Below are 24,295 nucleotides of genomic sequence, written 5' to 3'. Positions count from 1 at the left end.
CAGTCGCGGGGAAGCCGTCCCCGGCGCCCGGCGTTCAGTGGCCGTGACCGCTGCCTCCGTGGGACGACGCGTCGTCGGACCCGGCCACGCCGGGCAGGGACACCGTGGTCTCCGGCCTGTCGGGCACAGCCGGGGCCCGAGAGGTGAAGGAGATGCCGTTGGGGGCGTCACCCACCGGAACGCGTGCCACCACCTTGCGCTCGGCGAGGTCCAGCACGGCGACGTCGTCGGCGTAGACGTTCGTGATGAAGGCGTGCCGGCCGGTGGAATCGATGGCGATGCCGTGCGGGCCATCGCCCACGGTGGGCGTGGCCACGACGGTGAACGTGGCGGTGTCGATGATCGAGACCGTCCTGCCCGGTTCCGCTTCGGTCCCCTGATTGGCGACCAGGACATACCGGCCGTCGGGGCTCGCGTGGACCTGGGCCGGGCCAGGGCCGGTCGAGATCTTCGCCACGACTGCCCGCCTGGCGACATCGACCTTCGCGACCGCGTTCTCACCACCGAGCGTGACGTAGGCGTACCGGCCGTCCGGCTGGAAGGCCACCTGTACCGGGGCGGCGCCCACCGCGATGTTCGCCACGTGGCGGGCCTCGGCCGTGTCGAGCACGCTGACGGTGCCGGCAGCCGTGTTCGCGGTGTACACCCACCGTCCGTCGGGGCTGGGCCGCATCCCGTGCGGGCCCTTGTCCGCAGTGATCGTTCCCTCGGGGGACAGCGACCTCGCGGCGAAGACGGAGACCGAGCCGTCCCCGGCATTGCTCACGTACGCCTGCTTGCCGTTCGTGCCCAGGACGACGTGGGCGGGCGTGTCGCCGGTCGCGGCCGAGTCGAGGAGCGAATAGCGGGTCGCGTCCAGTTTCACCACCCGGTTCGCCGGTTCGCTGACCGCCCACACGGTACGGCCGTCCGAAGCGGCCTGCACATTGTGGGGGCCGGGGATGCCCTTCACCGTGGCGGTGACCCGGTTGGTGGCGGCGTCGATCGCGGTCAGACTGGCCCCTCCCTCGTTGGCCACCCATACGGTTCCGCTCACCATTCCCCGGTGGGCGGCGGCCGGTTCGGCCGCAGGCGATCGGTCGGGCTTCTGCGACTGTTCCGGCAGGACCAGGAACACGGTGGCTGCGGCCAGGCCAGAGGCTGCGGCCAGGACCAGGGGTGTCTTCCTCACGAGTTTCCTTTCACAGTTCATACGGGCGTTGAATCGTCGCCGGCGGTCTCGAGCGATGCCCCAGTGCGACGAACGGTGCACCTCACCGGACTCGGCGCGGATCTCAGGGCCGCGGACGGGTGAAGGTTCAGGGGTGACCTCTCGCCGCCGGGACGGAGTGGTGAGAGCGGCGGTCAGATCATCTGTGTTCCTCCACTGACCTCCGATGGTCCGGGCGGATCATGACGATCCCGTCAAGCTCCGACGATGCTTCACTGAAGTCCGGGGTTCTCCCCGGCGGCCGGCAGGCTGATCCGGAAGACGGCGCCCTTGCCGGGCCCTGGGCTGTGGGCGGTGATGGTGCCGCCGTGGGCCTGGACGAGTGCGCGGGCGATGGCCAGTCCGATGCCGGAGCCGCCGTGTGCGCGGTCGCGGGCCGGGTCGGCCCGGTAGAAGCGCTCGAAGACGTGCGGAAGGTGGTCGGCGGCGATGCCCTCGCCGGTGTCGGTGACGCCGAGGGCCACTGTCCCGTCGGCGGGCTCGGCGGTCAGGGTGACCGAGCCGTGAGCGGGGGTGTGGCGCAGTGCGTTGGTGAGCAGGTTGGCCAGGACCTGCATGAGGCGGTCCCGGTCGACGTCGAGTGCCGGGGTCTGCGGGGCGACATGGACGCGCAGGTTCACTCCTTTGGCCTGGTAGGCGGGACGGACGGCGGCCGCGGCCGCCTCGGCCAGGCCGGCGGCGGGGACGGCTGTCCGCGCAAGGGTGATGCGGTGTTCCTCTGCGCGGGAGACCAGCGAGATGTCCGCGATCAGCCGGTGCAGTCGGCTGGTCTGGGTGCCCAGCACGGCCAAGGTGTGTTCGTCGAGCGTGCGTATCCCGTCGGCAAGGCCTTCGAGGTAGGCCTCGATGGTGGCGAGCGGGGTGCGCATCTCGTGGGCGACGTCAGCGAGCAGCCGGCGCCGAGTGCGTTCCGTGTTGTCCAGGGCGGACGCCATGGTGTTGAAGGCGCCGGTGACGGCCTCGAACTCGGGCAGGGGCAGCGTCGGTTCCAGGCGGGCGGTGTAGTCGCCGGCGGCGACCCGGTCGGCCGCGTCGGCAAGATCCCGGACAGGACGGGACAGCCGCTGGGTGAGCAGCAGGGCGACGGTGACGGCAGCGGCCAGGAACGCGGCGATACCGATACCGAGAGCGATACCGCCCGCGGTGAGGAACGCGTCCTCCAGGTGCCGGTACAGCGCCGGGGAGACCTCGCCGACCGCGCTGTGCAGATGGCGTCGCAGCAGCGGTGGGCCGATGGCGAAGGCGACGGCGGCGAGGGTCAGCAGCCCGGCGAGCACCACGAGCAGCTGGGCGAGGACGAGTCGCACGGCCAGGCCGGGGCGCCGGTACATCAGCCGGGACCCATGCGGTAGCCCACGCCGCGCACGGTGAGCACGAAGCGAGGGCCGACCGGGTCGTCACCGAGCTTGCGCCGCAGGCGCGCCACATGCACGTCGACGATGTGCTCGTCACCGCCCCAGCCCGGCTCCCAGACCCGTTCGATCAGCTGCCGTCGGCTGAACGCCATGCGTGGCCGTGAGGAGAGCGCCTCCAGCACGTCGAACTCGATCCGGGTCAGTTCGACGGGACGGCCGTCAAGCGTGACCTCCCGAGCCTCGGGGTCGACGGTCAGCTCACCGAAACGACGGACCGGCACCTGTCCCGGTCCCGGCTGCCCGGAACGGGGCCGCCGCAGCATCGCCTTGACCCGGGCGACCAGCTCTCTGGGGCTGAACGGCTTCGTCAGGTAGTCGTCGGCACCCACCGTCAGGCCGATGATCCTGTCGACCTCGTCCGCACGGGCGGTGAGCATGATGACGTATGCGTCCGTGAACGTGCGCAGTCGCCGGCAGACCTCCACACCGTCGATGCCGGGCATCATCACGTCGAGCACGATGACGTCCGGTGCCGTCGCGCGTGCCAGCTCCAGCGCGTCGACGCCATTGCCCGCGACGTCCACGGCGAAGCCTTCTCGGGACAGGTAGTCGCCGACCAGACGGCCGAGTTCCACCTCGTCGTCCACCACCAGGGCCCGCTGGGGTGTCGGTGCCGGGGTGTCGCTCATGTCTCGTGCTCCTGATCTGCGCTTCGGTGTCATCGGCCCCGGCCGCCCGACTCGGCGGGGAGGCTCGCGAGCGGGTCGGCGGTGCCCCATGGCCGGCCGGCTTCCCGCGCGGGAGGGTCCGCCGTCCGGCGAGCGAAGGTGCTCATGACCGGCCCGTCCTTTCTGTGCACACGGGGGTGACGAAGAAGGAGCAGCAGCTGCGCGCCGAGCCGGAGCGGCACCGGGGTGCCGGCGAGCGCCACCGGGACGAGCTCGTGCGGTCCCGGGCCTCGTCCTCATCCCGGGATCCCGCGGTCCAGCGATCGCATGCCGCTGAATCCCACCCTCCCTCGCGGAGGTGAAGGCCGCACAGGTACCAAGGGCCTGCGAAGTGGGCCGATGGGCCCACAGAGGGAGCGCAGTGCTCCCCGGGTGACGAAGTGCCGGTCGTACCGGTCCTGGAGCGTGGAAGCTCGGGCGACCGGCAGCGTACGGGCGTCGGGGGACGGTGGCTCGTCACCCCGTCCGTTGCGGTGTTGCTGCCGGGCCTCATCGCGCGCACCGTCGAAGAGTGGGCGCAGCACCCGAAGGCCGCGTCACCGGCGTCCGGGCGGTCCCGATCCCGGCGGCACCCGCCGGCCATGGGCGGTTCCTCGCGCCCGGGAGGGCACCGCCGGCCTGCGAAGGAGAGTGACCGTGCACGACCATCACGCGGAACGCCGGGGCCATGACGGTCGCACCAGCCCCTCCGAGCCCCGGGAGACCCGCACGCCCAAGCAGCGCAGTACCGCCGTGCTGGACGTACGGGGCCTGAACTGGGCCTCCCAGCAGAGCACCGTCACCGCCGTCCTGGGCCGACGGCCCGGCGTGCTCGATGTCGAGGCCAACCCGGTGGCGCAGACGGCGACGGTGGTCTTCGACCCGAGGCGCACGTCCCTGGCGGAGCTGCGTGACTGGATACAGGAGTGCGGCCTGCACTGCGCGGGTCAGTCCGTCCCGGCCCACGTCTGCGACCCGATGGCCGAGCCGGATCCACCGGCCCCGACCGCGACGACACCGAGCGCACCGGCCCCGACTGCGACGGCACCGAGCGCACCGGCCCCGGACGCGCAGGCGGGCCCCGCGACCGTACGGCCCGGGACGACAGCCGCGCCTGCCGTCCAGGAACCGGCAGCGCCCGCGGACCACGCCGGCCCCGAGCGCGGGGAAGCACCGCCCCCGCCGCACGAGGTAATGGGGCACGGCGGGCACGGCGCCATGTCGATGGCGGCCATGGTGGCCGACATGCGCAACCGCTTCCTGGTCGCGGCGCTCTTCTCGATCCCCATCGTGATCTGGTCACCGATCGGCGAGGACGTCTTCAACCTGGACGTGCCCGTCCCGTTCGGGCTGCGGGAGGACCTGTGGGCGCTGCTGCTGAGCCTGCCGGTGGTCTTCTACTCGTGCACGATCTTCTTCGACGGCGCGCTACGGGCCCTGCGCGCCCGCACCCTGGACATGATGGTGCTGGTCGCGGTCGCCGTGGGCTCCGGCTGGCTCTACTCCCTGATCGTGTCGCTCACCGGCGGCGGGGACGTCTTCTACGAGGCGGCCACCGTGCTGGCCTCCTTCGTCCTGCTCGGCCACTGGTTCGAGATGCGCGCCCGCGGCGGGGCCAACGACGCCATCCGCGCCCTCCTCGACCTGGCCCCGCCCAAGGCCCTCGTGCTGCGCGACGGCGAACCGGTCGAGGTGCCCACCGCCGAGGTGGCCGTCGGCGACCTGCTGCTGGTGCGCCCCGGCGCGAAGATCGCCGTCGACGGCGTGGTCGAGCAGGGCAGCAGCGAGGTCGACGAGTCGATGGTCACGGGCGAGAGCCTTCCGGTGCACAAGGAGCCCGGTGCGCAGGTCGTGGGTGCCACCATCAACGCCAACGGCACGCTGCGCGTGCGGGCGACGAAGGTCGGCACGGACACCGCCCTGGCCCAGATCGTCAAGCTGGTCCAGCAGGCCCAGAACTCCAAGGCCCCGGGGCAGCGGCTCGCCGACCGGGCGGCGTTCTGGCTGGTCCTCGTCGCGCTGATCGGCGGGGCCGCGACCCTGGCCGTCTGGCTGCTGGCCACCGACCGCTCCCTCGGTGCCGCCATGCTGTTCGCCATCACCGTCGTGGTCATCACCTGTCCGGACGCACTCGGACTGGCCACGCCCACTGCGATCATGGTCGGCACCGGCCTCGGCGCGAGGCGCGGCGTGCTGTTCAAGAACGCCATGGGGCTGGAGACCTCCGCCCGCATCCGGACCGTCGTCATGGACAAGACCGGCACCCTGACCAAAGGCGAGCCCGAGGTCACCGACGTGGTCACCGCTCGCGCCTTCCACGAGGACGAGCTGCTGCGCCTGGTCGCGGCGGTGGAGCGGGAGTCCGAACACCCTCTCGCCGAAGCCGTCGTACGCCATGCGGAGGCGGTGCGACAGGGGGAGGACGAGGCGGAACACGCGGAGGGCTTCAAGAACGTCCCCGGTCACGGCGCCGTCGCCACCGTGTCCGGTCACCGGGTCGTGGTCGGCAACCGCCGCCTGGCCGAGCGCGAGAACATCGACCTGACGGACGTGGCGCAGCGGCGGGAGGAGTTGGCAGCCAGCGGTCGTACGGTCGTGATCGCCGCCGTCGACGGGCGGGCGGCCGGCCTGATCGGCATCGCCGACGCACCGCGAGAGACCTCCGCCGCCGCCGTGGCCGAGCTGCACGCCCTTGGGGTGGAAGTGGTCATGCTCACCGGCGACAACCGGGCCACCGCCGAGCGGATCGCCGAGCGGCTGGCCATCGACACCGTGATCGCCGAAGTCCTGCCGGGCGACAAGGCCGCCAAGGTCGCCGAACTGCAGTCCTCCGGCCGCAAGGTCGCCATGGTCGGCGACGGCGTCAACGACGCCCCCGCCCTGGCCCGTGCCGACCTGGGCATCGCCATCGGTGCGGGCACCGACGTCGCCATCGAGACCGCCGACCTCGTCCTGATGCGCTCCGATCCGCTGGACGTACCCACCGCCCTGCGCATCGGCCGAGGCACGCTGCGCAAGATGCGCCAGAACCTGGGCTGGGCCATCGGCTACAACGCCCTCGCCCTGCCGATCGCCGCCGGCGTGTTCGAACCCGCCTTCGGCCTGGTCCTCCGGCCCGAGATCGCGGCGCTGTCCATGTCCGGCTCCAGCGTCATCGTCGCCGTCAACGCGCTGGCTCTCAAACGCCTGCGCCTGCCGGGAGCGGACTCCCGCACCGTGCCCGCCCCACCCGCGCCGTCCGCCGTCGGCGCCGGCGAGCGGATCCGCCGAGCCGCCTGACCCCCGCACGGTGTCCGCCATCGCGTCGGGCCCGTCGTCGGGCCCGTAGTCGGCGGTCCGTGACCGGTTCGTCGTACGGCCCGGGGAGAGGATCGCCACCGACGGATGACGCGGTGACGTCCCGTCTCCCGGCCCGGGGACGGGACGTCGGGCCTGGGGGCGCAGGCCGGCCGGTCACCGGCTGGTACGTGATCGTCCCGCTGACGTTCGCCTCCCTCCTCACCGGTGTGGTGCAGTGCTGGGCACCACGTGGGGGCTGTTCGGTCACGACTGGGTGCTGACGACACCGGCGCTGACCGTCGTCGTCACGTTCCTGCTCCCGCTGCACACGCAGGTGATCGGCCACGTGGCGGACACGGCGTCGCGGAGCAGCCTGTCCGGCTCCCACCTGGGCGGGACGAGGGTGCAGCTCCTGTTCGACGCCGCTGCCGCCGTCGTCGTCCTGCTCACGAACAGGGCCCTGTCGCTCTACAAACCGCGTGGCATCACCCGGCCCGGATGGTGAGTGCAGCAGGCGCAGCGAGCCGACGCCTGAGCCATGGGCCGGCGCGCGGCGGCACGACGGGATGTGCCGTCATCTGCCGGACGGCCCGACTCGGCGTACCGCGGGCCCCGTTGCCCTCACGCCACGAGCACAGGGCCCCCAGGTCGTGGCTCACGGGTTTCGTTCGCGGTGGGCGGTGGCGGCGACGGCAGGCAGGAGGGCGAGGGAGAGGATGCCGCCGGTCAGGGCGAGGGCGGGGTAGCCGGTGGCGGCGACCATGATGCCGGAGGCCATGCCACCGGTGGCACCGGCGAGGGCGATGGACACGTCGACGAGTCCCTGCGTCTTGGCGCGGGTGGCCAGGGGCACCGTGTCGGTGATGATGGCGGTGCCCGACACCAGGCCGAAGTTCCAGCCGAGGCCCAGCAGGGCCAGGGCGAGCGCGAGGAGGGCGACGGAGTCACCGGGCGCCGCGGCGGCGAGGACGCCGGAGGCCAGGAGGGTGATACCGGAGGCAGCGGCGACCCTCGTCCGGCCGTGGCGGTCGACGAGCCAACCCGTCAGCGGTGAGGGCAGGTACATGGCACCGATGTGAATGGCTATGACGAGGCCGGAGGCGGCGGTTCCGTGCCCGTGGTCGTCCATGTGGACCGGCGTCATGGTCATGATCGCGACCATGACGAGCTGGGTGAGGACCATGACCAGAGCGCCGAGGACGACTCCGCCTCTGCCAACCGCCGGGCCGGAGCCGGCGGCGGCCGGTTCCGTGGTGGTGTCGGCTTCCTCGGCCCGGGCGGCGGCGCGGGCCAGCAGCAGCGGGTCGGGGCGGAGCCACAGGACGAGGACGAGCGCGGCCAGCGCATAGGCGGCACCGGACAGGATGAAGGGCCCGGCGAGGTCGCGTATGCCGAGGGTTTCGGCGAACGCGCCGGTCGGGGCGGCGAGGTTGGGGCCGGCGACGCCGCCGAGGGTGGTGGCGACCAGGACGGTGGAGACCGCGCGGGCCCGGTGGCCGGGTGCGGCGAGGTCGGCTCCCGCGTAGCGGGCCTGGAGGTTGGTGGCCGTGCCGGCGCCGTACACGAACAGGGCGATGAAGAGCAGGACGGGACGGTCCAGAACCGCAGCGGTGATGACGCCGGCCGAACCGATCGCGCCGGTGAGGTAGCCGGCGGCCAGCCCGGGGCGTCGGCCGCGGGCCTGGGAGATACGGCCGACGGCGACGGCGGCCAGCGCGGATCCGGCGGTGAACAGGGCACTGGGCAGACCGGCGAGGCTGGTGGAGCCGAGCATCTCCTGGGCGAGCAGGGCGCCGACGGTGACCCCTGCGGCGAGGCCCGCACCGCTGAGCACCTGGGAGGCGACCAGGACACGGAGGATGCGGCGCTGCGCCCGGTCGGGATCGGACAGGTGGGCAGCCGTGCCGGCGGATGCGGTACTGGTCATGGTCTCTTCCGGAGCGGGGGCGCGGGCAGGGTGACGCACCGGCACCGGCCCGGTTGGGTGCCGTGCGGGCGGCTGGGCGCCGGGTGGTACGTGGCCAGGCGCTCCGCACCGCCGCCGAGCGTGGCGGCGACGGCGAACGGCCTCAGCGGGCCACGACCGCGACCGTCGGCCGGTGAGGCCTGGGTGATCACGCGGTCAACCGGGTGATCACGTGCGGGTCGGGCCGGACGGACGCGGGGACGGCCCCGCAGCCCGAGCGGGTCGGCCTCGGCGCCGGAGGCGATGACCCCGGACTCGACGAGACCGGTACTGACCAGACCGGCCACCTGGACGCGGATCGTCGGCGGATGCGACGGAGTGCCACTTGGGCCCCCGGTCACGTCAGGTCCGAGGCGTCGACGGGCAGCTCCGACAGGCGCCACTCCAGCATGCCGTCGCTGAGGCGGACCGCCCGGCGCCCGCGGTCGGTCAGCAGCCGTACGGCGTCGTGGGCCAGGACGCAGTACTCGCCGCGGCAGTAGACGACGACCTCCAGGTCCTCGGGCAGTTCGTCGATCCGCTCGGCCAGGTCGGCCATCGGGATGGAGAGCGCGCCGGGGATGTGTCCGGCCCGGTACTCCTCCACCGGCCGCACGTCGAGCACGACGACGTCTCCCGCGTCGATGCGGACCCGCAGCTCCTCACGGCTGACCTCGACCGCGGTGTCCTCCCCCAGATACGCGTCACGGGCGGCGGGCACGGCCGCCTGGTGGGCTTCGGCGACCTTGCGCAGCAGCGCGAACAGCTGCGCGACGTCGTCGCCGGCGAGGCGGTAGTGGATGCGCACCCCCTCGCGGCGCGTGGTGACGAAACCGGCCTGCTTGAGGGTCTGCAGGTGCGCGGAGGCGGTGGTCAGGTTCAGTCCGGCCGCCTTCGCGAGCGCGTCGACGGTGCGCTCGCCCTGGGCCAGCAGATCCAGCAACTCCAGCCGCTTGCCGCTGGCCAGGGCCTTTCCACTGGCCGCGAACGCGTCGTAGAGCCGCGCCCTCGTCCCGCTCTCCGTGTTCTCCCGCAAGTCATCCTCCATAAATCCATGGATTATTGTAGGCGAGTCCGGAGGGAGCCCTCAACCGCCCCGTGGCAGCAGAGACCAGGTGCCTGACACCGGGGCGAGGAACGAGCGGCTGCGGTTTCCGTACCGCGTCGCGGACGACGAGGAACCGCGGGCGGGCATCGGGCCGCCCCAGCCCAGCAGTCGCGTCAGTCAGTGGCTGAGCCCCGACCGCCGGCACCCGTGTACGCGCACCGGTGTCAGTGGTGGGTGGCAGCATCGGGCGCATGACGGAGACCACGGCATTCGACTGGCGGTCGTTCCTGCTCGGATGGAGCGGGGAGTGGGCGGATTCCCTGTCGGACGCGGAGCTGAGGGACGAGGGCGACGAGACTGCGCGGCGGGCGCGGTGGCTGGGGTTTGCGCCCGCGTCCGAGGAGCGGATCGCGGCCCTGGAGGAGCGGCTCGGCCGCCGGCTGCCTCCGTCGTACCGAGACTTCCTCGCGGTCAGTGACGGGTGGCGGCACGCGGGCGGGTTCGTGTGGCTGTTGGCGGGGACCACGGACGCGCACTGGCACGACAACGCGTCAGGCGTCGCGGAGTTCTTCGAGGAGGACCTGGACGAGGGCGCGGAGCCCGAGGAGCGCCGGGCTGCGGAGATCTGGTGGCGCGGGCTCCAGCTCGACGTGGACTCCGATGCCACCTACGTGCTGATGGACCCCGAGGACGTGGACGAGAACGGCGAGTGGGCCGTCCGGACGTGGGCGGGCTGGCGGGCCGCGCCACCCGAACGGTACGCGAACTTCAGGGAGTTCATGCGGGCGATGCACCGGGAGTTCCACAGCCTGCGGGCACGGCCGCGCGACGGTCAGCCGGAGTTCGTCAACGACACGACGCGGGAGCTGGACGCTCTGGTGGAGCAGGCCCGGCTGGAGGCGCTGCGCGGCGGATGGGAGCGGGCCGTGGCCGCGCTGGACGAGGCGAAGGAGTACGGCAGACCGCGGGCCGCCGGGCTGGGCGACCAGATACGCCGCCTGCTCGGTCGGACCTGCATGGTGTACTTCGACGGCCTGGTGACGGAGCCGCGGTACGCGCCCGAGTTGTTGCCGCCACTGGTCGCCGAGCACGCGGCGCACTCGTACGGGGACGACTCCACGCTGACCTTCCATCTGCAGGGCGCCAGCGAGCACGTGGTGTCGATGGCGTACAAGACGCTGGAGCTGGTGAGGAGTGGCTCGTACCGGTACACGGCGGCGGGGCCGTTCGGTGAGGCGGCCGAGCGGGCACGGGAGGTGGCGCGGTCGGGTGACGCCGACGGGGCGTGGCGGACGCTCAGGGACGCCGTGCCCCTGTGGGAGCCGCTGGGACCGGATCACCTGGCGCCGCTGGGGTGGGTGGCCGACCCCGTGCTCGGGCCGCTGCTGACTCCGGAGCGGGGCCGCGAGCTGCTGTCCACGCCAAGGGACGGACGGGCGGAGTAGGGCCCGATTCCGCGAGTCTGCGGCGGCAAGGTGCTGGGCGGCAAGGTGCTCGGCGTGCGGGACATGTCGACGGCCGACGGTGCCGCCGCTGTCCGGTGGTCCGACAACGGCACCGCCGTCCACCGGTGGACCCTCGTCAACAGGGGCGACCGCACCCGCGGGATCCGTGACGCGCGCAGCGGGAAGCTGATCGCCGTCGGGAACGGCTCCACCGCGGTGGGGCGCCCTCGCACGTCCGGGCCACGGACGACGGCACGGCCGACAACCGCCGGCGCGTCGTGCGCAGACGCGCGGCGGTCATGTCTCCTCCGGCCGCTCGGGGCTGTCCAGGCCGGTCAGGGCGCCGACCGGGTCGGGGTCGGGGGTGCCGCGGGGCCACCAGTCCTCGCGGCCCGGTTCGGACTCGTAGGCGTACCAGAGGTGATCGCGGCCGAGACGCAGCTGGAGGTGGCCCCGGGGGTGGGTGAGGCGGTTGCGCCAGGGGCGGAAGGCGGGCAGGTCGGCGGCGAGGAGCTGGGGCCGGGCGCGGTCGAAGCGGCCGGCGGGCGGGTCCCAGGGTTCCTCCAGGACGGCGAGCCCGGCCGGTCCGCCCTGCCGCCAGGCGGCGACGGCGCGGGCCAGTTCGGCCGGGGTGCGGCCGGCCGCGGAGGCGAGGGAGGAGTACAGCGCGCGGGTGGCCGCGGTGAGCCCGGAACCGGGGCGCGCCGCGGCGAGCCGTACCGCGTCCTGCCACAGCGTCAGAGCCCCGACCGGGTCGCGGCCGGTCGTGAGCAGGGTGTGGGCTCGGGCGGCGGCGTCGGTGGCGAGCTGGTCCAGCGCGAAGGCGTCCGGGCCGCCCGGGGCCGCCGGGTACACCGGCGGCTGCTCCGGGTGCGCGGGCGGGGTCAGCGGGGCCGGGAGCGGTGGGAGGGCACCACGGGCGGCCAGGGCGTCACTGGCCCGCACGCCGGGCAGGGGCGCCGGTTCCCTCTCCTGGGCGGCGCGGGCCGAGCGCGCGGCGCTGCGCCGGGACAGGTCGTCGACGACCTCCCGTTCCCCGCGGCCGCGCAGCAGGAGCAGCACGAACGGGTCGGCGTCGAGCAGGCGCGCGGTCTGGTAGCAGAGGGCGGCGGCGTGCTTGCAGGGATGGCCGGAGTCGGGGCAGCTGCACTGCGGGGCGAGGTCGCCGGGGCCGGGCAGCAGGGGGGCGCCGCAGTCGGCGAGCGACGGGGGCATCTCCTTGTCGAGCAGCGCCGCGATGTGGCCCGGCCGCTCGGCGGCGGCCTCCAGGAACCGCTCCCAGTCGGCGTCCCCGAAGGTCCGCAGCCGTACCTGGACGCGGTACGGGCGGGGACGGCTGCCCTGCACGTAGGCGAGGACGAGCCCGGGGGTGACGGTGATCGCGTCGACGTGCCCCTGCGCGGCGTAACCGCGTCCGCGCGCCAGGCGTTTGGCGTCCAGCGCCCCTTCCTCCAGGGCGGTGATCCAGGCGTTGCCCCACCAGGTCTCGGAGGAGCGGTCGCGGTCCGGGTCCTGGGGCGGGAACCGGGGGAAGGTGCGGCGCAGATCGCCGTCGCGCGTGGGGGCGGCCATGGAACGGGGGGTGCGGGGCGTCGCGGCCACGGGGGGCGGGGTACGGGACGCCGAGGACTCGGTCCGGCGCCCCGGAGCGACGCCCGGCTGCCGCTTCGGTTCCGCCGACGGGGGTGCGCCGCCGGGGACCGAGGGCTCCGGGCCACCGGCGGAGTCGGGAGCGGCCTCCCTCTCCGCTTGCGCCGTCGGCCGTGTACCGCCGGGGTCGGGAGAGGTGGGGCGGTCGGCGGAGTCGGGCGTGACGTCCCGCTCCGGTGCGTCGTCCGGGGCGGGCATGCGGAACGCCTCGGCGGCGAACTCCCGCAGTTCGCGCGCCCGGAGGCCGGTGGCGCGGTCGCCGCGGGCGGTGCGGGGGACGCGGGGTGCGGGGGCCGATGCCCGGCTCTTGCGCTCCTCGGCTTCAGGGGCCCCGTCCCCGGGTCGTGTCCGCTCCCGCCGCGCCTGCGCCCGGGCCGACCGCAACGCCTCCCGCGCGATGTCGCCGGGGCGCTGGGACGGACGCCGCACGTCGCCTTCGGCGGCGGACCGACCCGCACCGCGCCCGGCGTCGTCCTCGGCGGTCGTCACGTCGTCGCGGGAGGGCGGGGCCGTGTCGTCACCGGGCGCCGCCGGTACCGCGAGTGCGTCGGCGGCGTCCTCGTCGGAGCCACCACCCGGGGAGCCCGCCCCACCAGGAAGCAAGGCCGTGTCGTCACCGGGCGCCGCCGGTACCGCGAGTGCGTCGGCGGCGTCCTCGTCGGAGCCACCACCCGGGGAGCCCGCGCCGTCCGCCCCCTCTGCCGTCTCCGGGGCACCGCTCACCGCCTCGCCTGCGCGGCGGGTCAGCACCGCGCGGCGCAGTGCTTCGCGCGCCACGTCACCCGGTCGCCGCTCCCCGTCCCCGGGGCGGCCGGGGGCCGCCCCGGAGGTACCGGCCCGCCCGGGCCGCCCCGTCGTCACGGGCCGGGGCCCGGCCTCCCCGTGCTCGCCACTCGTGTCCGTGGACGGGGGCTCGGTGGCGCCGTCGCGAGCCGTCCGCCGGGGAGCGGGCTGCGCGGGCGGGGCCGGGGTGATGTCGTCGTGCCCGGAGTGCTCCGGGGCGTCCGCACGTGCCGGTCCCCGGCCCGCCCGCTCCCGTGCGGCCCGCAGGGCCTCGCGGGCCCGCTCGGACGGGCGGGGGGTCATGACGGGCTCCGCAGCGAGACGAGGTCGGACAGTTCACGGTCGGTCAGCTCCGTCAGCGCGGACTCGCCCGAGCCGAGGACGGCGTCGGCGAGGGCGCGCTTGGACTCCAGCATCTCGGCGATGCGGTCCTCGACCGTGCCCTCGGTGATGAGGCGGTGGACCTGGACGGGCTGGGTCTGGCCGATGCGGTACGCGCGGTCGGTGGCCTGTTCCTCGACCGCCGGGTTCCACCAGCGGTCGAAGTGGACGACATGCCCGGCGCGGGTGAGGTTGAGGCCGGTGCCTGCGGCCTTGAGGGACAGGACGAGGACCGGGGTGGCCCCGCTCTGGAAGCGGTCCACCATGCGCTCCCGCTCCGTCACCGGCGTGCCGCCGTGCAGGAGGTCCACCGGGATCGCCCGCCCGGTCAGATGCGCCTCGATCAGGCGTGCCATGCCGACGTACTGGGTGAAGACGAGCGCCGAGCCGTCCTCGGCGAGGACGGTGTCCAGCAGCTCTTCCAGCAGGGCGAGTTTGCCCGAGCGTGCCGCGATGCGGTCGGCGGCGGCGTGGTCCTGCTTGAGGTACAGCGCCGGGTGGTCGCAGATCTGCTTGAGCGAGGTGAGCAGCTTCAGCACCAGGCCGCGGCGGCCCATGCCCTGCGCGGTCTCGATGGCGAGCATCGACTCGCGCACCACCGCCTCGTACAGGGCCGCCTGTTCGCGGGTCAGCGGCACGGGGTGGTCCGTCTCGGTCTTGGGCGGCAGTTCGGGGACGATACCGGGGTCGGACTTCTTGCGCCGCAGCAGGAAGGGGCGTACCAGGCGCGCCAGGCGCTCGACCGCCTCCCCGTCCTCGCCGTTCTCCACCGCGCGTGCGTGCCGGGCGCGGAAGGACTTCAGGGGGCCGAGGAGTCCAGGGGTCGTCCAGTCGAGCAGGGCCCACAGCTCGGAGAGGTTGTTCTCGACGGGTGTGCCGGTCAGGGCCACACGCGCGGGGGACGGGATGGTGCGCAGGGCCCTGGCCGTGGCCGAGTGGGGGTTCTTGACGTGCTGCGCCTCGTCGGCGACGACCATGCCCCAGCACCGCGCGGCCAGGGTGGGCGCGGTCGAGCGCATGGTGCCGTAGGTGGTGAGGACGAAGCCGCCGTCCAGGCCGTCCAGGGTGCGGTCGGGGCCGTGGAAGCGGCGCACGGGGACGCCGGGGGCGAACCGGGTGATCTCCCGCTGCCAGTTGCCGAGCAGGGAGGCCGGGCAGACCACCAGGGTCGGCTCGCCGCGGGCCCGTTTCAGGTGCAGCGCGATGACGGTGATCGTCTTGCCGAGGCCCATGTCGTCGGCGAGGCAGCCGCCGAGGCCGAGGGAGGTCATCAGGTCGAGCCAGGCCAGGCCCCGCAGTTGGTAGTCGCGCAGGGTGGCGTGCAGGCCGGGCGGCGGTTCGGCGGGGCGCACGCCGGCGGTCAGGCGGTCGCGGAGCACGGCGAGGGCGCCGGCGGGAACGGCCTCGACCGTCTCGCCGTCCACCTCGGCGCTGCCGGTGAGGGCGACGGACAGGGCGTCGACCGGGTCGAGCAGTCCGAGGTCGCGCTTGCGGGCCTTGCGGACCAGCGCCGGGTCCACCAGGACCCACTGGTCGCGCAGTCGTACGACGGGGCGGTGGGCCTCGGCCAGCGCGTCCATCTCGGCCTCGGTGAGCGGGTCGCCGCCGAGGGCCAGCTGCCAGCCGAACCGCAGCAGGTCCTCGCTCTCGAAGAAGCCGGTGCCGTCGGTCGCCGAGCCGGGGGCGGGGCGGACCACCGCGGTCGCGGTGAGGTCCTGGGCGAGGTCCCTGGGCCAGTGGACGGCGACCCCGGCGGCGGCGAGCCGGGTGGCCGCGACGCCCAGCAGGTCGCCGAGCTCGTCCTCGGACAGGGCCAGCACGTCGGGCACGTCCTGGTCGCACAGCCGGTCCAGCGGGGGCCAGACCCGGGCCGCGCGGCGCACGGCCAGGGCGGCGTCCACCCGCGCGCGGGGGCCGAAGGCGCCGTCCGCCTCACCGGACCACAGCGCCGCGGCGTCGGCCACGAGGGTGGGGTCGGCGAGGCTGTGCACCTGCACGACCGCCGCGCCCGCGCCACGCCCGCCGTCACCGCGGCCGGTGGTGTCGAACAGGTCGTACGCGGACAGGTCCAGGCGCAACGAGATCCGCACGCCCGCGTCCATGCCGGCGGCGACCTCGGCGGCCCAGTCCTGCGCGTCAGGCAGCCGCTGCGCCCCGCGCGCGGCGAACGGCCGGCCCGAGGCGTGGGGCGCGGCCGGGGTGCGGGGCAGGGTGTCGGCGACCGCGTCGAGGAAGGCGCGCACCAGGGCGTCCGGCCGGGGCAGCCGGATCGGGCCGGGGCCGGGCAGCGGCACGGCGTGGCCCTCGTACGGCAGGGCCGCGGCGACCGCCCGGAGGTGGGCCGCCTCGTCCTGGTCCAGCGGACCGGCACGCCAGGCGTCGTGCCCCGTGGCGGTCAGACCGGGCAGCAGCCGCCCGCGCGCGGTGAGCCGCAGCGCGTGCAACGCGGCCGCGCCCCAGCAGGCGGTGGCGGGATGGGCCGCGGGGTCGCGCCGCGCCCGCACCAGTACGGGCAGCGCCTCGTCCAGGGGCAGCGACAGCGCGGGCACCTCCCGCCTGCGCACCCCGGAGCCGTGCGGCCGCACGACGGTGAGCTCGGTGTACCGGGGCGTGCCCGGGGACCGGGTGCCGCCGGGTCCGTCCGCGGCGGGCGCGGTCCCGGTCGCGGCGTCCGCGGGCGACTGTCCGTGGGCCGTCCCGGCACCGCTCTCCGGCGCGTCGGCTCCCCCGTCACCGCCGGCGGGCTCGTCGGCGCGTACGCCGTCGCCCTCGGGGTCGTAGAAGGCGACGCGTCCGTCCCGCGGCAGCGGTGCGGGCAGGAACACGGCCGCGAGCCGGACGGGGACCTCCGTCTCCCCCTCGGTGCTCGCGGCGGCCCTTCCCCCGGCGGCCCCCGCGCCCCCGTCGTCCATACGTCGTGTCACCTCCCGCCCGCCTCTCGCGTCAGTCGTCTCCGACTCTACGGGTGGGGTCCGACAATCGGTCCCGGCGGCCGCTCGGGGGGCGTCAGGGCACCGTGCGGGAGACGACGTACACCCACGGGTATCCGGGCGTACTGCGGTTGACGACGATCTCCAGCGTGGGCGCCGGGCTCCGCTGTTCGTGGACCAGGCCGGACCAGGTACCGGGGCCGGCGAAGGTCCAGCCGGTGACCCTGCGGTCGCGCTCGCCGATGGTGATGCGGCCGGGCTCGAGATCCTCCGGGGTCATGCCGAGGCTGGTCAGGAAGGCGTTCAGGCCCGCCTCGGTGGTCTCGAACCGGACGTAGAGGCGGCTGGTCTTCCAGTTGTTGGTCTCGTAGTGGGCGACCCACCACGACGGGTCGGGCAGGGGCACCTGGTAGAGGCGCCGCTGCACCTTGGACGGCCAGCCCTCGGTGAGCCCGGTCGCCGAGTACCTCCGCTCCTTGTCCAGACCACTGCTCCGGCTCTGGTTGGCGGAGACGACCAGGTAGCCGGCCGGGATGCCGATCAGCAGCACGATGATCAGCAGGGTGAGCGCCCTGCGGCGGACCATGTGCCCGCGGTCCTCGGCCGGGGGCACCGGCCGGTCCGCATGCGTCTGGTGGGGTACACCGGTGGTCATTCCGGCTCCTGGGAGCCGCGGCGGGCGAGGAAGTACTGCTCGTAGCGCTCGTACCGCTCGACCCGGCGGCGCTTGGCGCGGCGGAAGCGGCGGGCGACCAGCCGGGCGAGGTCGGCGGCGCCGACCATGCCGGCCTCGGGGCCGAGCTGCGCCCGGACGATGCGGGCCTCGGGGCGGTAGCCGCGGCCGGTGAGATGCCGTTTGAAGGCGTCCCGCGCGGGGCCGATGAGCAGACCGTCGGCGGCGGAGACGCCGCCGCCGATGACGAAGCAGGAGGGGTCGAGGGCGGCGGCGAGGTTGGCGATGCCGACGCCGAGCCACTGGCCGATGTCCTGGAGCAGCTCGATGCACATCGCGTCGCCCTCACGGGCCAGCTCGGTGATCACGGGACCGGTGATGTCGGAGATGTTGCCCTTGACGTGCTCGATGATCCCGTAGGCGACCGGCGAGTCGGCGGCGGCCAGCTCGCGCGCCTCGCGCACCAGGGCGTTGCCGGAGCTGTACTGCTCCCAGCAGCCGCGGTTGCCGCACGGGCAGCGGTGGCCGCCGGGCACCACCTGCATGTGCCCGAACTCGCCGGCGACACCGTACTTGCCCCGCTTGACCTGCCCGTCCTCCAGGATGGCCCCGCCGATTCCGGTGCCAAGGGTGATCATGACCAGGTGGTCCTCGCCGCGGCCGGCGCCGAAGCGCCACTCGGCCCAGGCGGCGGTGTTGGCGTCGTTGTCCACCAGGACGGGGACCGAGAGCCGGCCGGAGAGGCGGTCGCGCAGCGGCTCGTTACGCCAGGACAGGTGGGGCGCGAAGAGCACGCGGTTGCGGTCGGCGTCGACCCAGCCGGCCGCGCCGATGCCGACGGCGTGCACGTCGTGCCGGTCGGACAGGTCCAGCACCAGTTCGACGATGGTGTCCTCGACGACCTTCGGGCTCTTGGACTTGTCCGGGGTCTCCGTACGGAGCTTCTCCAGGATGTTGCCGTCGGCGTCGACGACGCCCGCCATCACCTTCGTACCGCCGATGTCGATGCCGACGGTGGGCACGCGCGGGGCCGTCAGGTGCGAGCGGCGTTCCCGGGTGCCGACCGTGCGGAGCACGGGGGCGCGGCGCGAGCCGATGGGGGCGCCGGCCGCCCGGGCGGAGCTCAGCGCCCTGGGGAGTGTGAGGTCGCGGTAGGTGCTCATCGCCGCCGATTGTGCCTCACCGTGACGCTGGGTGTCGTACAGGGGAGCAAAGGCGGACATCGGCCGCACACCGCCGCACGGCCGGGACAGGCGACGAGGATCCCGGGTCGGCGGGCCGTTCAGGACCGTACGAGGAGCTGGAACTCGAACGAGTAGCGGGACGGACGGTAGGTGTGGGTGCCGAACTCCACCGCGCGGCCGGTGTCGTCGAAGGTGACGCGCTGCATGGTGAGCAGCGGGGCACCCGTCTCCTCGCCCAGCCGTTCCGCCTCGGCGGCGGTGGCGGCACGGGCGCCGATGATCTGGCGGGCGCTGTGCAGGGTGATCCCGGCGGCCCGCATCAGCCGGTACAGGCCGGTGGCCTCCAGTTGCCCGGTGCCGAGGTCGAGCAGGCCGGGCGGCAGGAAGTTGCACAGGTACGCCATCGGCTCCCCGTGGGCGAGCCGCAGTCGCTCCACCCGGTGCACGTCGCTGTCCTCGGCGACGCCGAGCGCCGCCGCGACCTCGGCGGACGCGGGGACGACCGTGTTGACCAGGACCTTCGTGGCCGGGCGCTGACCGGCCGACTCCAGGTCGTCGAAGAGGCTGCTGAGCTCCAGGGGGCGTTTGACCTGGCTGTGCACCACCTGCGTGCCGACCCCGCGGCGGCGCACGAGCAGCCCTTTGTCGACGAGCGACTGGATGGCCTGGCGCACGGTGGGACGGGACAGGCCGAGCCGCGCGGCGAGCTCGATCTCGTTGCCCAGCAGGCTGCCGGGGGTCAGCGTGCCGTGCTCGATGGCGGCCTCCAGCTGCTGGGACAGCTGGAAGTACAACGGCACGGGGGAGCTGCGGTCCACGCTCAGCTCCAGCTGCACGGTGGGATCCACTTCTGGTTTCGGCACGGCCCGAGCGTAGCCCCGTGCGTTGTTGACGGGAAGTTGTGTAGTCCGATTGTCCGGACATACACATTGACAGGGAAGGGCGCGGGCCGCACCTTGATTCCATGCGCATCGGGGTCATCGGTACGGGCCGCATCGGCACCCTTCACGCCCGCACGCTCAGCAGGCACCGCGACGTCGGCTCGCTGATCCTCACGGACGCGGACCCGGCGCGGGCCCAGGCGCTCGCGCACCGGCTCGGCGAGACGGCGGCACCCGGGGTGGACGAGATCTACACCTGGGGGGTGGACGCCGTGGTGATCACGACGGCCACCTCGGCCCACGCCGAGCTGATCGGCCGGGCCGCCCGGGCCGGGCTGCCGGTGTTCTGCGAGAAGCCCATCGCCCTCGACCTGCCAGGCACCTTGCAGGCCATCGCCGAGGTCGAGGCGGCCGGGACGGTCCTCCAGATGGGCTTTCAGCGCCGGTTCGACGTCGGCTACGCGGGCGCACGCGAGGCCGTGCGCGCGGGCCGGCTCGGCCGGCTGCACACCGTCCGCGCGATGACCAGCGACGCGGAGCCGCCGCCCGCCGCGTTCCTGCCGCTGTCCGGCGGGCTGTACCGGGACACGCTGATCCACGACTTCGACGTGCTGCGCTGGGTGACGGGCCGCGAGGTGGTCGACGTCTACGCCACCGGATCCGATGCCGGGCCTGCGATGTTCCGGGAGGCGGGCGACGTCGACACGGGCGCGGCGCTGCTCACGCTCGACGACGGCACGCCGGCCACGGTCACCGGGACACGGCTGAACGGCGCGGGCTACGACGTGCGCATGGAGCTCGCCGGGGAACTCGACCAGATCGCCGTCGGCCTGGACGACCGGACGCCGATCGCCTCCACCGAGCCGACGGGTCCGCCGGCCGCGGACAAGCCGTGGACCGGGTTCCTGGAGCGCTTCGGACCCGCCTACGAGGCGGAGCTGACCGCGTTCGTCGAGGTGGTGCGGGGTGAGCGGGCCAACCCGTGCGACGGCCGGGAGGCCCTTCAGGCACTGCGGATCGCGGAGGCGTGCGAGGTGTCCCGGCGGGACCGCAGACCGGTTCGGCTGGCGGAGATCGCGGGCGGCCCGGAGGGTGCGTACCCCTAGGCCTGTCGTCCGGACCAGGACGCCGGGCGGCGACGGTGCCTCGTGACCACCGGGAGCAGGGTCCGGTGCGTGCGGCTGCACGGCGGAGGAGGGCGTCGACGCGGAGCGTCGGCAACGGAGGACAACGCCGCGGATGTGCGTGCCGGACCCCGCGTCTGCGGCTTGGGCCGACCGACAGGCCCTGGGGATCAGGGCGATCAGGGGGACGGCACCGGCAGGACCGTGCCCTGGGCGACCGCGCACAGGGTCTCGGTGCCGTCGTCGGCGAGGGTGGTCAGGTCGCAGCGGACGACGGCCTGGCGCCGGCCCGCGTGGACCACCTCCGCGCGGGCGCGCAGGGTGCGGCCGGTGGCCGGGCGGAGGTACTGGATGGAGAAGCCGCCGGTGAGGACGTGCGGGCCGAGGACGGCGCCGGCCGCGAAGGTGAGGGCGTTGTCGGCGGCGTAGGAGAGAACCCCGCCGTGCACGAAGCCGTTCTGCTGGTGCAGTTCCTCGCGGATGTCGATCTCCAGGGTGGCCCCGCCGTCCCCGAAGGCGGTCACCCGCGCGCCCACCAGCCGGCTGAAGGGCTGGCTGTGCAGGGCCTGCTGGGCCGTGCCCAGGTCGAGTGCGGCGGATGCGGTCATGGCAACGGTGCTCCCTCGATGTCGCGGTCGGCGAACGGGTTTTCCTGCGTGACGCTAGCGTCCCCCGGTGTCCTCCAGGAGCCCGGCGTCGTGGGCGAGCAGCGCGATCTGCACGCGGTTGTTGAGCCCCAGCTTGGCCAGGATGCGCGAGACGTGGGTCTTGACGGTGGCCACGCTCATGAAGAGTTCCGTGGCGATCTCCGCGTTGGCCAGGCCGCGGCCGACCGCGACGGCGACCTCGCGCTCCCGCTCGTTGAGGGCGGCGATGCGCTCCCGCGCGCGGACGCCGCGGGTGTCGGCGGCGGTGCCGGCCGCGTGCCGCATCAGCTGCCGTGTGACGGCGGGCGACAGCACGGGGTCACCGGCCGCGACCCGGCGCACGGCCTGCAGGATCTCGGCGGGCGGGGTGTCCTTGAGCACGAATCCGGCGGCGCCCGCGCGCAGGGCGCGCAGGACCTGCTCGTCGGCGTGGAAGGTGGTGAGGACCACGACCTGGGGGGCGTCCTCGCGCCGGCGCAGCAGCTCGGTCGCGGCCAGGCCGTCCACCGTCGGCATCCGGATGTCCATGAGGACGACGTCCGGGCGGGTGCGGTCGACGAGCGCCTCGACCTCACCGCCGTCGGCGGCCTCACCGACGATCTCGATGTCGTCGGCGCCGCCCATCATGAAGGACAGTCCGGCCCGCACCAGCGGGTCGTCGTCGACGAGGAGCAGTCTGATCGCAGTCATGGGGGCCACGTAATCACGCCGGGGCCGGGCAGGCGTGTGCGGCTCCCCAACCGGCTTGCGCCCGCCGCGTCTTCGGGCCGGTCACGCCCACGGCAGTTCCGCCCGCACCTCGAACCCGCCGTCCGCCGTGGGCCCGTGCGTCAGCGTGCCGCCGGCCAGCGTGGCCCGTTCGGTCAGGCCGATCAGGCCCTGCCCGGCACCGGGGACGTGCGGGACGTCGCCCTCGGGCGGGGGGTTGTGGACGTGGACGGTGAGCCCCTCGCCCGGGGCGCCGGTGACGCGGACCGCGACCTCGGTGCCGGGGGCGTGCTTGCGGGCGTTGGTCAAGCCCTCCTGGACGATCCGGTAGGCGGTGCGGCCGACGGATGCGGGGACGGCGGCGGGGTCGGTGACGCGCCGGTCGAGAGCGACCGTCATGCCGGCCTCGCGGGACTCGGCGACCAGCGTGTCCAGCGCCGCAAGCGTCGGCTGCGGGCGGCCCGCGTCGTCGGAGTCGCCGGCCCGCAGGACGCCGATGATCTCCCGCAGGTCCTGGAGCGCCTCGTGGGCGCTCTCCCGGATGACGCCCGCGGCTCGCGCGATCTCCTCGCGGGGCGCGTCGGGCCGGAACTCCAGCGCGCCCGCGTGCACGCTGAGCAGTGTCAGCCGGTGCGCGAGCACGTCGTGCATCTCACGCGCGATGGCCTCGCGCGCGAGCCGCTGCGCCTGCTCGGCACGCAGCCCGGCCTCCCGCTCGGCCCGCCGGGCGTGGTCCCTCAGGCTCAGCATCAACTGCCGCTTGGAACGCACGAACATGCCCCAGCCGACGACCGCGCCCAGCAGCGCCACGGTGAAGGCCACCGAGGCGAGGAACGGCAGTTCGGGGTCGGGGCGCAACCAGTAGAACAGGGGGGTCAGCGCCATGGTGGCGCCGCCCACCCAGGCCACGTACCGGAAGGGCCGGTGCACGGCGAGGGTGAACAGTGCGATGAGGCTGGTCCCGCCGGCGGTGTCCGAGAGGAAGCCGACGGGAATCATCGCCACGGCCAGCCCGAGCGGGTGGCGGCGGCGCAGCCAGACCGCGGCGCAGGACAGCGCGCCGAGCAGCTGGTCGGCCGCGGCCACCGAGGGGGACACGTGCGGATTCTCGGCCAGTGCCTCGGCGCCCAGCAGGCCCACGCAGACGGCCGCGAGGAAGCAGGAGAAGTCGACGACCCAGTCGCGTGCGGTGCGCCGGGGCCGGCGTCCGGACCGGTCGGCGTCGGGGTCGAGCTCGTGGATCAGGGCGGAGGGGAAGAACCACCTGCGTCCCGTGAACACCGGGGCGGTCCGCGCCGCGTCGTCACCCATCACGGTCGGCCAATCTACGCAGCCGCCACCCGTCCCGCCGCCGCGAGGGCCGGATCACCGACCGAAGTCGCGGCACCGCAGACTTTCGGCGTGCTCCCGCGCGTCGGGCGTCCTCCTTCGGCGTGCTCTGCGCGGCGGAGCGGGTCCTTGCGTCGCGCGTGGTGCGGCCCGGCGGCCGATGGCGCGGGGCGGGCCCACGGGGCCAGGGTCGTGGTCATGAAGCAACTGCTGGAGTTTCTCGGGTTCGTCGCCTTCGTGCAGGGCGTCGCGGGGCTGACGCACGAGTTCACCGGCTGGGACTGGGGGCTGGTGCAGCGGTGGGGGTTGCTCGACGGCTACGAGATCTACGCCGGCATCGCCCTGGTGGTGCTGGCGGTCGCCCTTTTCGCGGCGGCGGAGAGCCTGAAGTCGGAGTGAGGCGGCGGGAGGTGAACATCGCGGAAACGAACTGCGCGTACTCGGAAAAGACGACAGACTTGACATTGACATGCCACCTTCTACGCGCGTCATCATGGCGGCATGAGATTCCCCCCACAGATCATCCGCATCGGTTCCGCGGCGGCACTGCTGTCGGCGTTGCTGGTGGGCGGCACCGTGTCCGCCGCACCCGCGGGCGCCGCGGCCACGGCGGTCGGCAGCATCTGCCACCGCGATCTGCCACCCCAGGCGCACGACACCCTCGACCTGATCGAGCGGGGCGGTCCCTTCCCGTTCGAACAGGACGGCACCGTCTTCCAGAACCGCGAAGGGATCCTGCCGGGCAGGGACACCGGCTACTACCACGAGTACACCGTGATCACGCCCGGTTCGCCCACGCGCGGCGCCCGGCGCATCGTCACCGGTGAGGAGCGCCAGGAGGACTACTACACGGCCGACCACTACGCGTCGTTCGACCTGGTCGACCACGGCTGCTGAGCCCGGCCGGCCGGTCGGAGGCACTCGCCCCGCGGCCCCCCACCGCACCCCCGCCGCGGGGCGAGACCGGCTCGTGGCTCTCCGACTCCGGCGGCGCTCGGTCCGCCGGGTGGCAACTC

The 24,295-nt window shown here is 74.1% G+C and carries 18 protein-coding genes and 2 pseudogenes; 7 read left to right on the top strand and 13 right to left on the bottom strand.

Annotated elements, in window-relative coordinates:
* Window positions 1-34 precede the first annotated feature (34 nt).
* From ACFYOV_RS09905 to ACFYOV_RS09895, 3 genes are all read right to left on the bottom strand, one after another.
* Window positions 35-1,171, bottom strand: coding sequence for a beta-propeller fold lactonase family protein (locus tag ACFYOV_RS09905; RefSeq protein ID WP_389085111.1), 1,137 nt, complete (start codon window positions 1,169-1,171; stop codon window positions 35-37).
* A 251-nt stretch (window positions 1,172-1,422) separates the two neighbouring features.
* Window positions 1,423-2,541, bottom strand: a complete 1,119-nt coding sequence (locus ACFYOV_RS09900; protein ID WP_389085109.1) for a sensor histidine kinase — start codon at window positions 2,539-2,541, stop codon at window positions 1,423-1,425.
* Window positions 2,541-3,254 (bottom strand): response regulator transcription factor, encoded by a 714-nt coding sequence (locus ACFYOV_RS09895; RefSeq protein ID WP_389085107.1) that lies wholly within the window; start codon window positions 3,252-3,254, stop codon window positions 2,541-2,543. Before ACFYOV_RS09895 ends, ACFYOV_RS09900 begins: the two co-directional genes overlap by 1 nt.
* Window positions 3,255-3,929: 675 nt before the next feature.
* Between ACFYOV_RS09895 and ACFYOV_RS09890 the strand changes: the two genes are divergently transcribed.
* Together ACFYOV_RS09890 and ACFYOV_RS09885 are read left to right on the top strand one after the other, a co-directional pair.
* Entirely contained in the window at window positions 3,930-6,551 is a 2,622-nt protein-coding gene (locus tag ACFYOV_RS09890) for a heavy metal translocating P-type ATPase (RefSeq protein WP_389085104.1), read from the top strand.
* A gap of 235 nt (window positions 6,552-6,786) precedes the next feature.
* Entirely contained in the window at window positions 6,787-7,056 is a 270-nt protein-coding gene (locus tag ACFYOV_RS09885; protein ID WP_389085102.1) for a hypothetical protein, read from the top strand.
* A gap of 150 nt (window positions 7,057-7,206) precedes the next feature.
* Here ACFYOV_RS09885 and ACFYOV_RS09880 read toward each other — a convergent pair whose 3' ends face one another.
* Together ACFYOV_RS09880 and ACFYOV_RS09875 are read right to left on the bottom strand one after the other, a co-directional pair.
* A complete protein-coding gene (locus ACFYOV_RS09880; RefSeq protein WP_389085099.1) occupies window positions 7,207-8,478 on the bottom strand; it encodes an MFS transporter in 1,272 nt (423 codons plus the stop codon).
* A gap of 376 nt (window positions 8,479-8,854) precedes the next feature.
* Window positions 8,855-9,544, bottom strand: a complete 690-nt coding sequence (locus tag ACFYOV_RS09875; protein ID WP_389085097.1) for an ArsR/SmtB family transcription factor — start codon at window positions 9,542-9,544, stop codon at window positions 8,855-8,857.
* A gap of 251 nt (window positions 9,545-9,795) precedes the next feature.
* On the opposite strand from ACFYOV_RS09875, the pseudogene ACFYOV_RS09870 reads away from it, so the two are divergent.
* Together ACFYOV_RS09870 and ACFYOV_RS09865 are read left to right on the top strand one after the other, a co-directional pair.
* Window positions 9,796-10,983 (top strand): annotated as a pseudogene (locus ACFYOV_RS09870) (SMI1/KNR4 family protein); the annotation flags it as partial.
* 69 nt (window positions 10,984-11,052) lie between these two features.
* Window positions 11,053-11,151: pseudogene (locus tag ACFYOV_RS09865) on the top strand (hypothetical protein); the annotation flags it as partial.
* A gap of 135 nt (window positions 11,152-11,286) precedes the next feature.
* Here ACFYOV_RS09865 and ACFYOV_RS09860 read toward each other — a convergent pair.
* From ACFYOV_RS09860 to ACFYOV_RS09840, 5 genes are all read right to left on the bottom strand, one after another.
* On the bottom strand, window positions 11,287-13,725 hold the full coding sequence (locus ACFYOV_RS09860; protein ID WP_389085093.1) for an SWIM zinc finger family protein: 2,439 nt from the start codon (window positions 13,723-13,725) through the stop codon (window positions 11,287-11,289).
* Window positions 13,722-16,715 carry an SNF2-related protein gene (locus ACFYOV_RS09855; RefSeq protein WP_389085091.1) on the bottom strand — a complete coding sequence of 998 codons (2,994 nt, stop codon included), beginning with the start codon at window positions 16,713-16,715 and terminating at the stop codon, window positions 13,722-13,724. The genes ACFYOV_RS09860 and ACFYOV_RS09855 overlap by 4 nt, the downstream gene beginning before the upstream one ends.
* 94 nt (window positions 16,716-16,809) lie before the next feature.
* Entirely contained in the window at window positions 16,810-17,388 is a 579-nt protein-coding gene (locus ACFYOV_RS09850) for a sugar kinase (protein ID WP_389085088.1), read from the bottom strand.
* Window positions 17,385-18,569, bottom strand: a complete 1,185-nt coding sequence (locus tag ACFYOV_RS09845; protein ID WP_389085086.1) for an ROK family glucokinase — start codon at window positions 18,567-18,569, stop codon at window positions 17,385-17,387. The genes ACFYOV_RS09850 and ACFYOV_RS09845 overlap by 4 nt, the downstream gene beginning before the upstream one ends.
* A gap of 119 nt (window positions 18,570-18,688) precedes the next feature.
* Complete coding sequence (locus tag ACFYOV_RS09840; protein ID WP_389085628.1) at window positions 18,689-19,426, bottom strand: GntR family transcriptional regulator; 738 nt, start codon at window positions 19,424-19,426, stop codon at window positions 18,689-18,691.
* 92 nt (window positions 19,427-19,518) lie between these two features.
* On the opposite strand from ACFYOV_RS09840, the gene ACFYOV_RS09835 reads away from it, so the two are divergent.
* Window positions 19,519-20,577 (top strand): Gfo/Idh/MocA family oxidoreductase, encoded by a 1,059-nt coding sequence (locus ACFYOV_RS09835; protein WP_389085626.1) that lies wholly within the window; start codon window positions 19,519-19,521, stop codon window positions 20,575-20,577.
* 197 nt (window positions 20,578-20,774) lie between these two features.
* Here the strand turns inward: ACFYOV_RS09835 and ACFYOV_RS09830 are convergent, their stop codons facing one another.
* The 3 genes from ACFYOV_RS09830 to ACFYOV_RS09820 form a co-directional block, all read right to left on the bottom strand.
* Window positions 20,775-21,203 (bottom strand): PaaI family thioesterase, encoded by a 429-nt coding sequence (locus ACFYOV_RS09830; protein ID WP_389085083.1) that lies wholly within the window; start codon window positions 21,201-21,203, stop codon window positions 20,775-20,777.
* A 54-nt stretch (window positions 21,204-21,257) separates the two neighbouring features.
* Complete coding sequence (locus ACFYOV_RS09825; protein ID WP_389085081.1) at window positions 21,258-21,932, bottom strand: response regulator; 675 nt, start codon at window positions 21,930-21,932, stop codon at window positions 21,258-21,260.
* An 81-nt stretch (window positions 21,933-22,013) separates the two neighbouring features.
* Window positions 22,014-23,261 carry a histidine kinase gene (locus ACFYOV_RS09820; protein WP_389085624.1) on the bottom strand — a complete coding sequence of 416 codons (1,248 nt, stop codon included), beginning with the start codon at window positions 23,259-23,261 and terminating at the stop codon, window positions 22,014-22,016.
* 216 nt (window positions 23,262-23,477) lie between these two features.
* Between ACFYOV_RS09820 and ACFYOV_RS09815 the strand changes: the two genes are divergently transcribed.
* Both ACFYOV_RS09815 and ACFYOV_RS09810 read left to right on the top strand, forming a co-directional pair.
* Window positions 23,478-23,678, top strand: a complete 201-nt coding sequence (locus ACFYOV_RS09815) for a hypothetical protein (RefSeq protein WP_389085078.1) — start codon at window positions 23,478-23,480, stop codon at window positions 23,676-23,678.
* 102 nt (window positions 23,679-23,780) lie between these two features.
* Window positions 23,781-24,176: a ribonuclease domain-containing protein gene (locus ACFYOV_RS09810; RefSeq protein ID WP_389085076.1), complete on the top strand. Its 396-nt coding sequence runs from the start codon at window positions 23,781-23,783 to the stop codon at window positions 24,174-24,176.
* Window positions 24,177-24,295: the final 119 nt, after the last annotated feature.

Origin of the sequence: Streptomyces sp. NPDC005931, assembly GCF_042871235.1 — a bacterium.
Lineage (GTDB): Bacteria > Actinomycetota > Actinomycetes > Streptomycetales > Streptomycetaceae > Streptomyces.
Note: the sequence above shows the minus strand (reverse complement) of the source record. Positions and strands in the feature narration are given on the sequence as shown.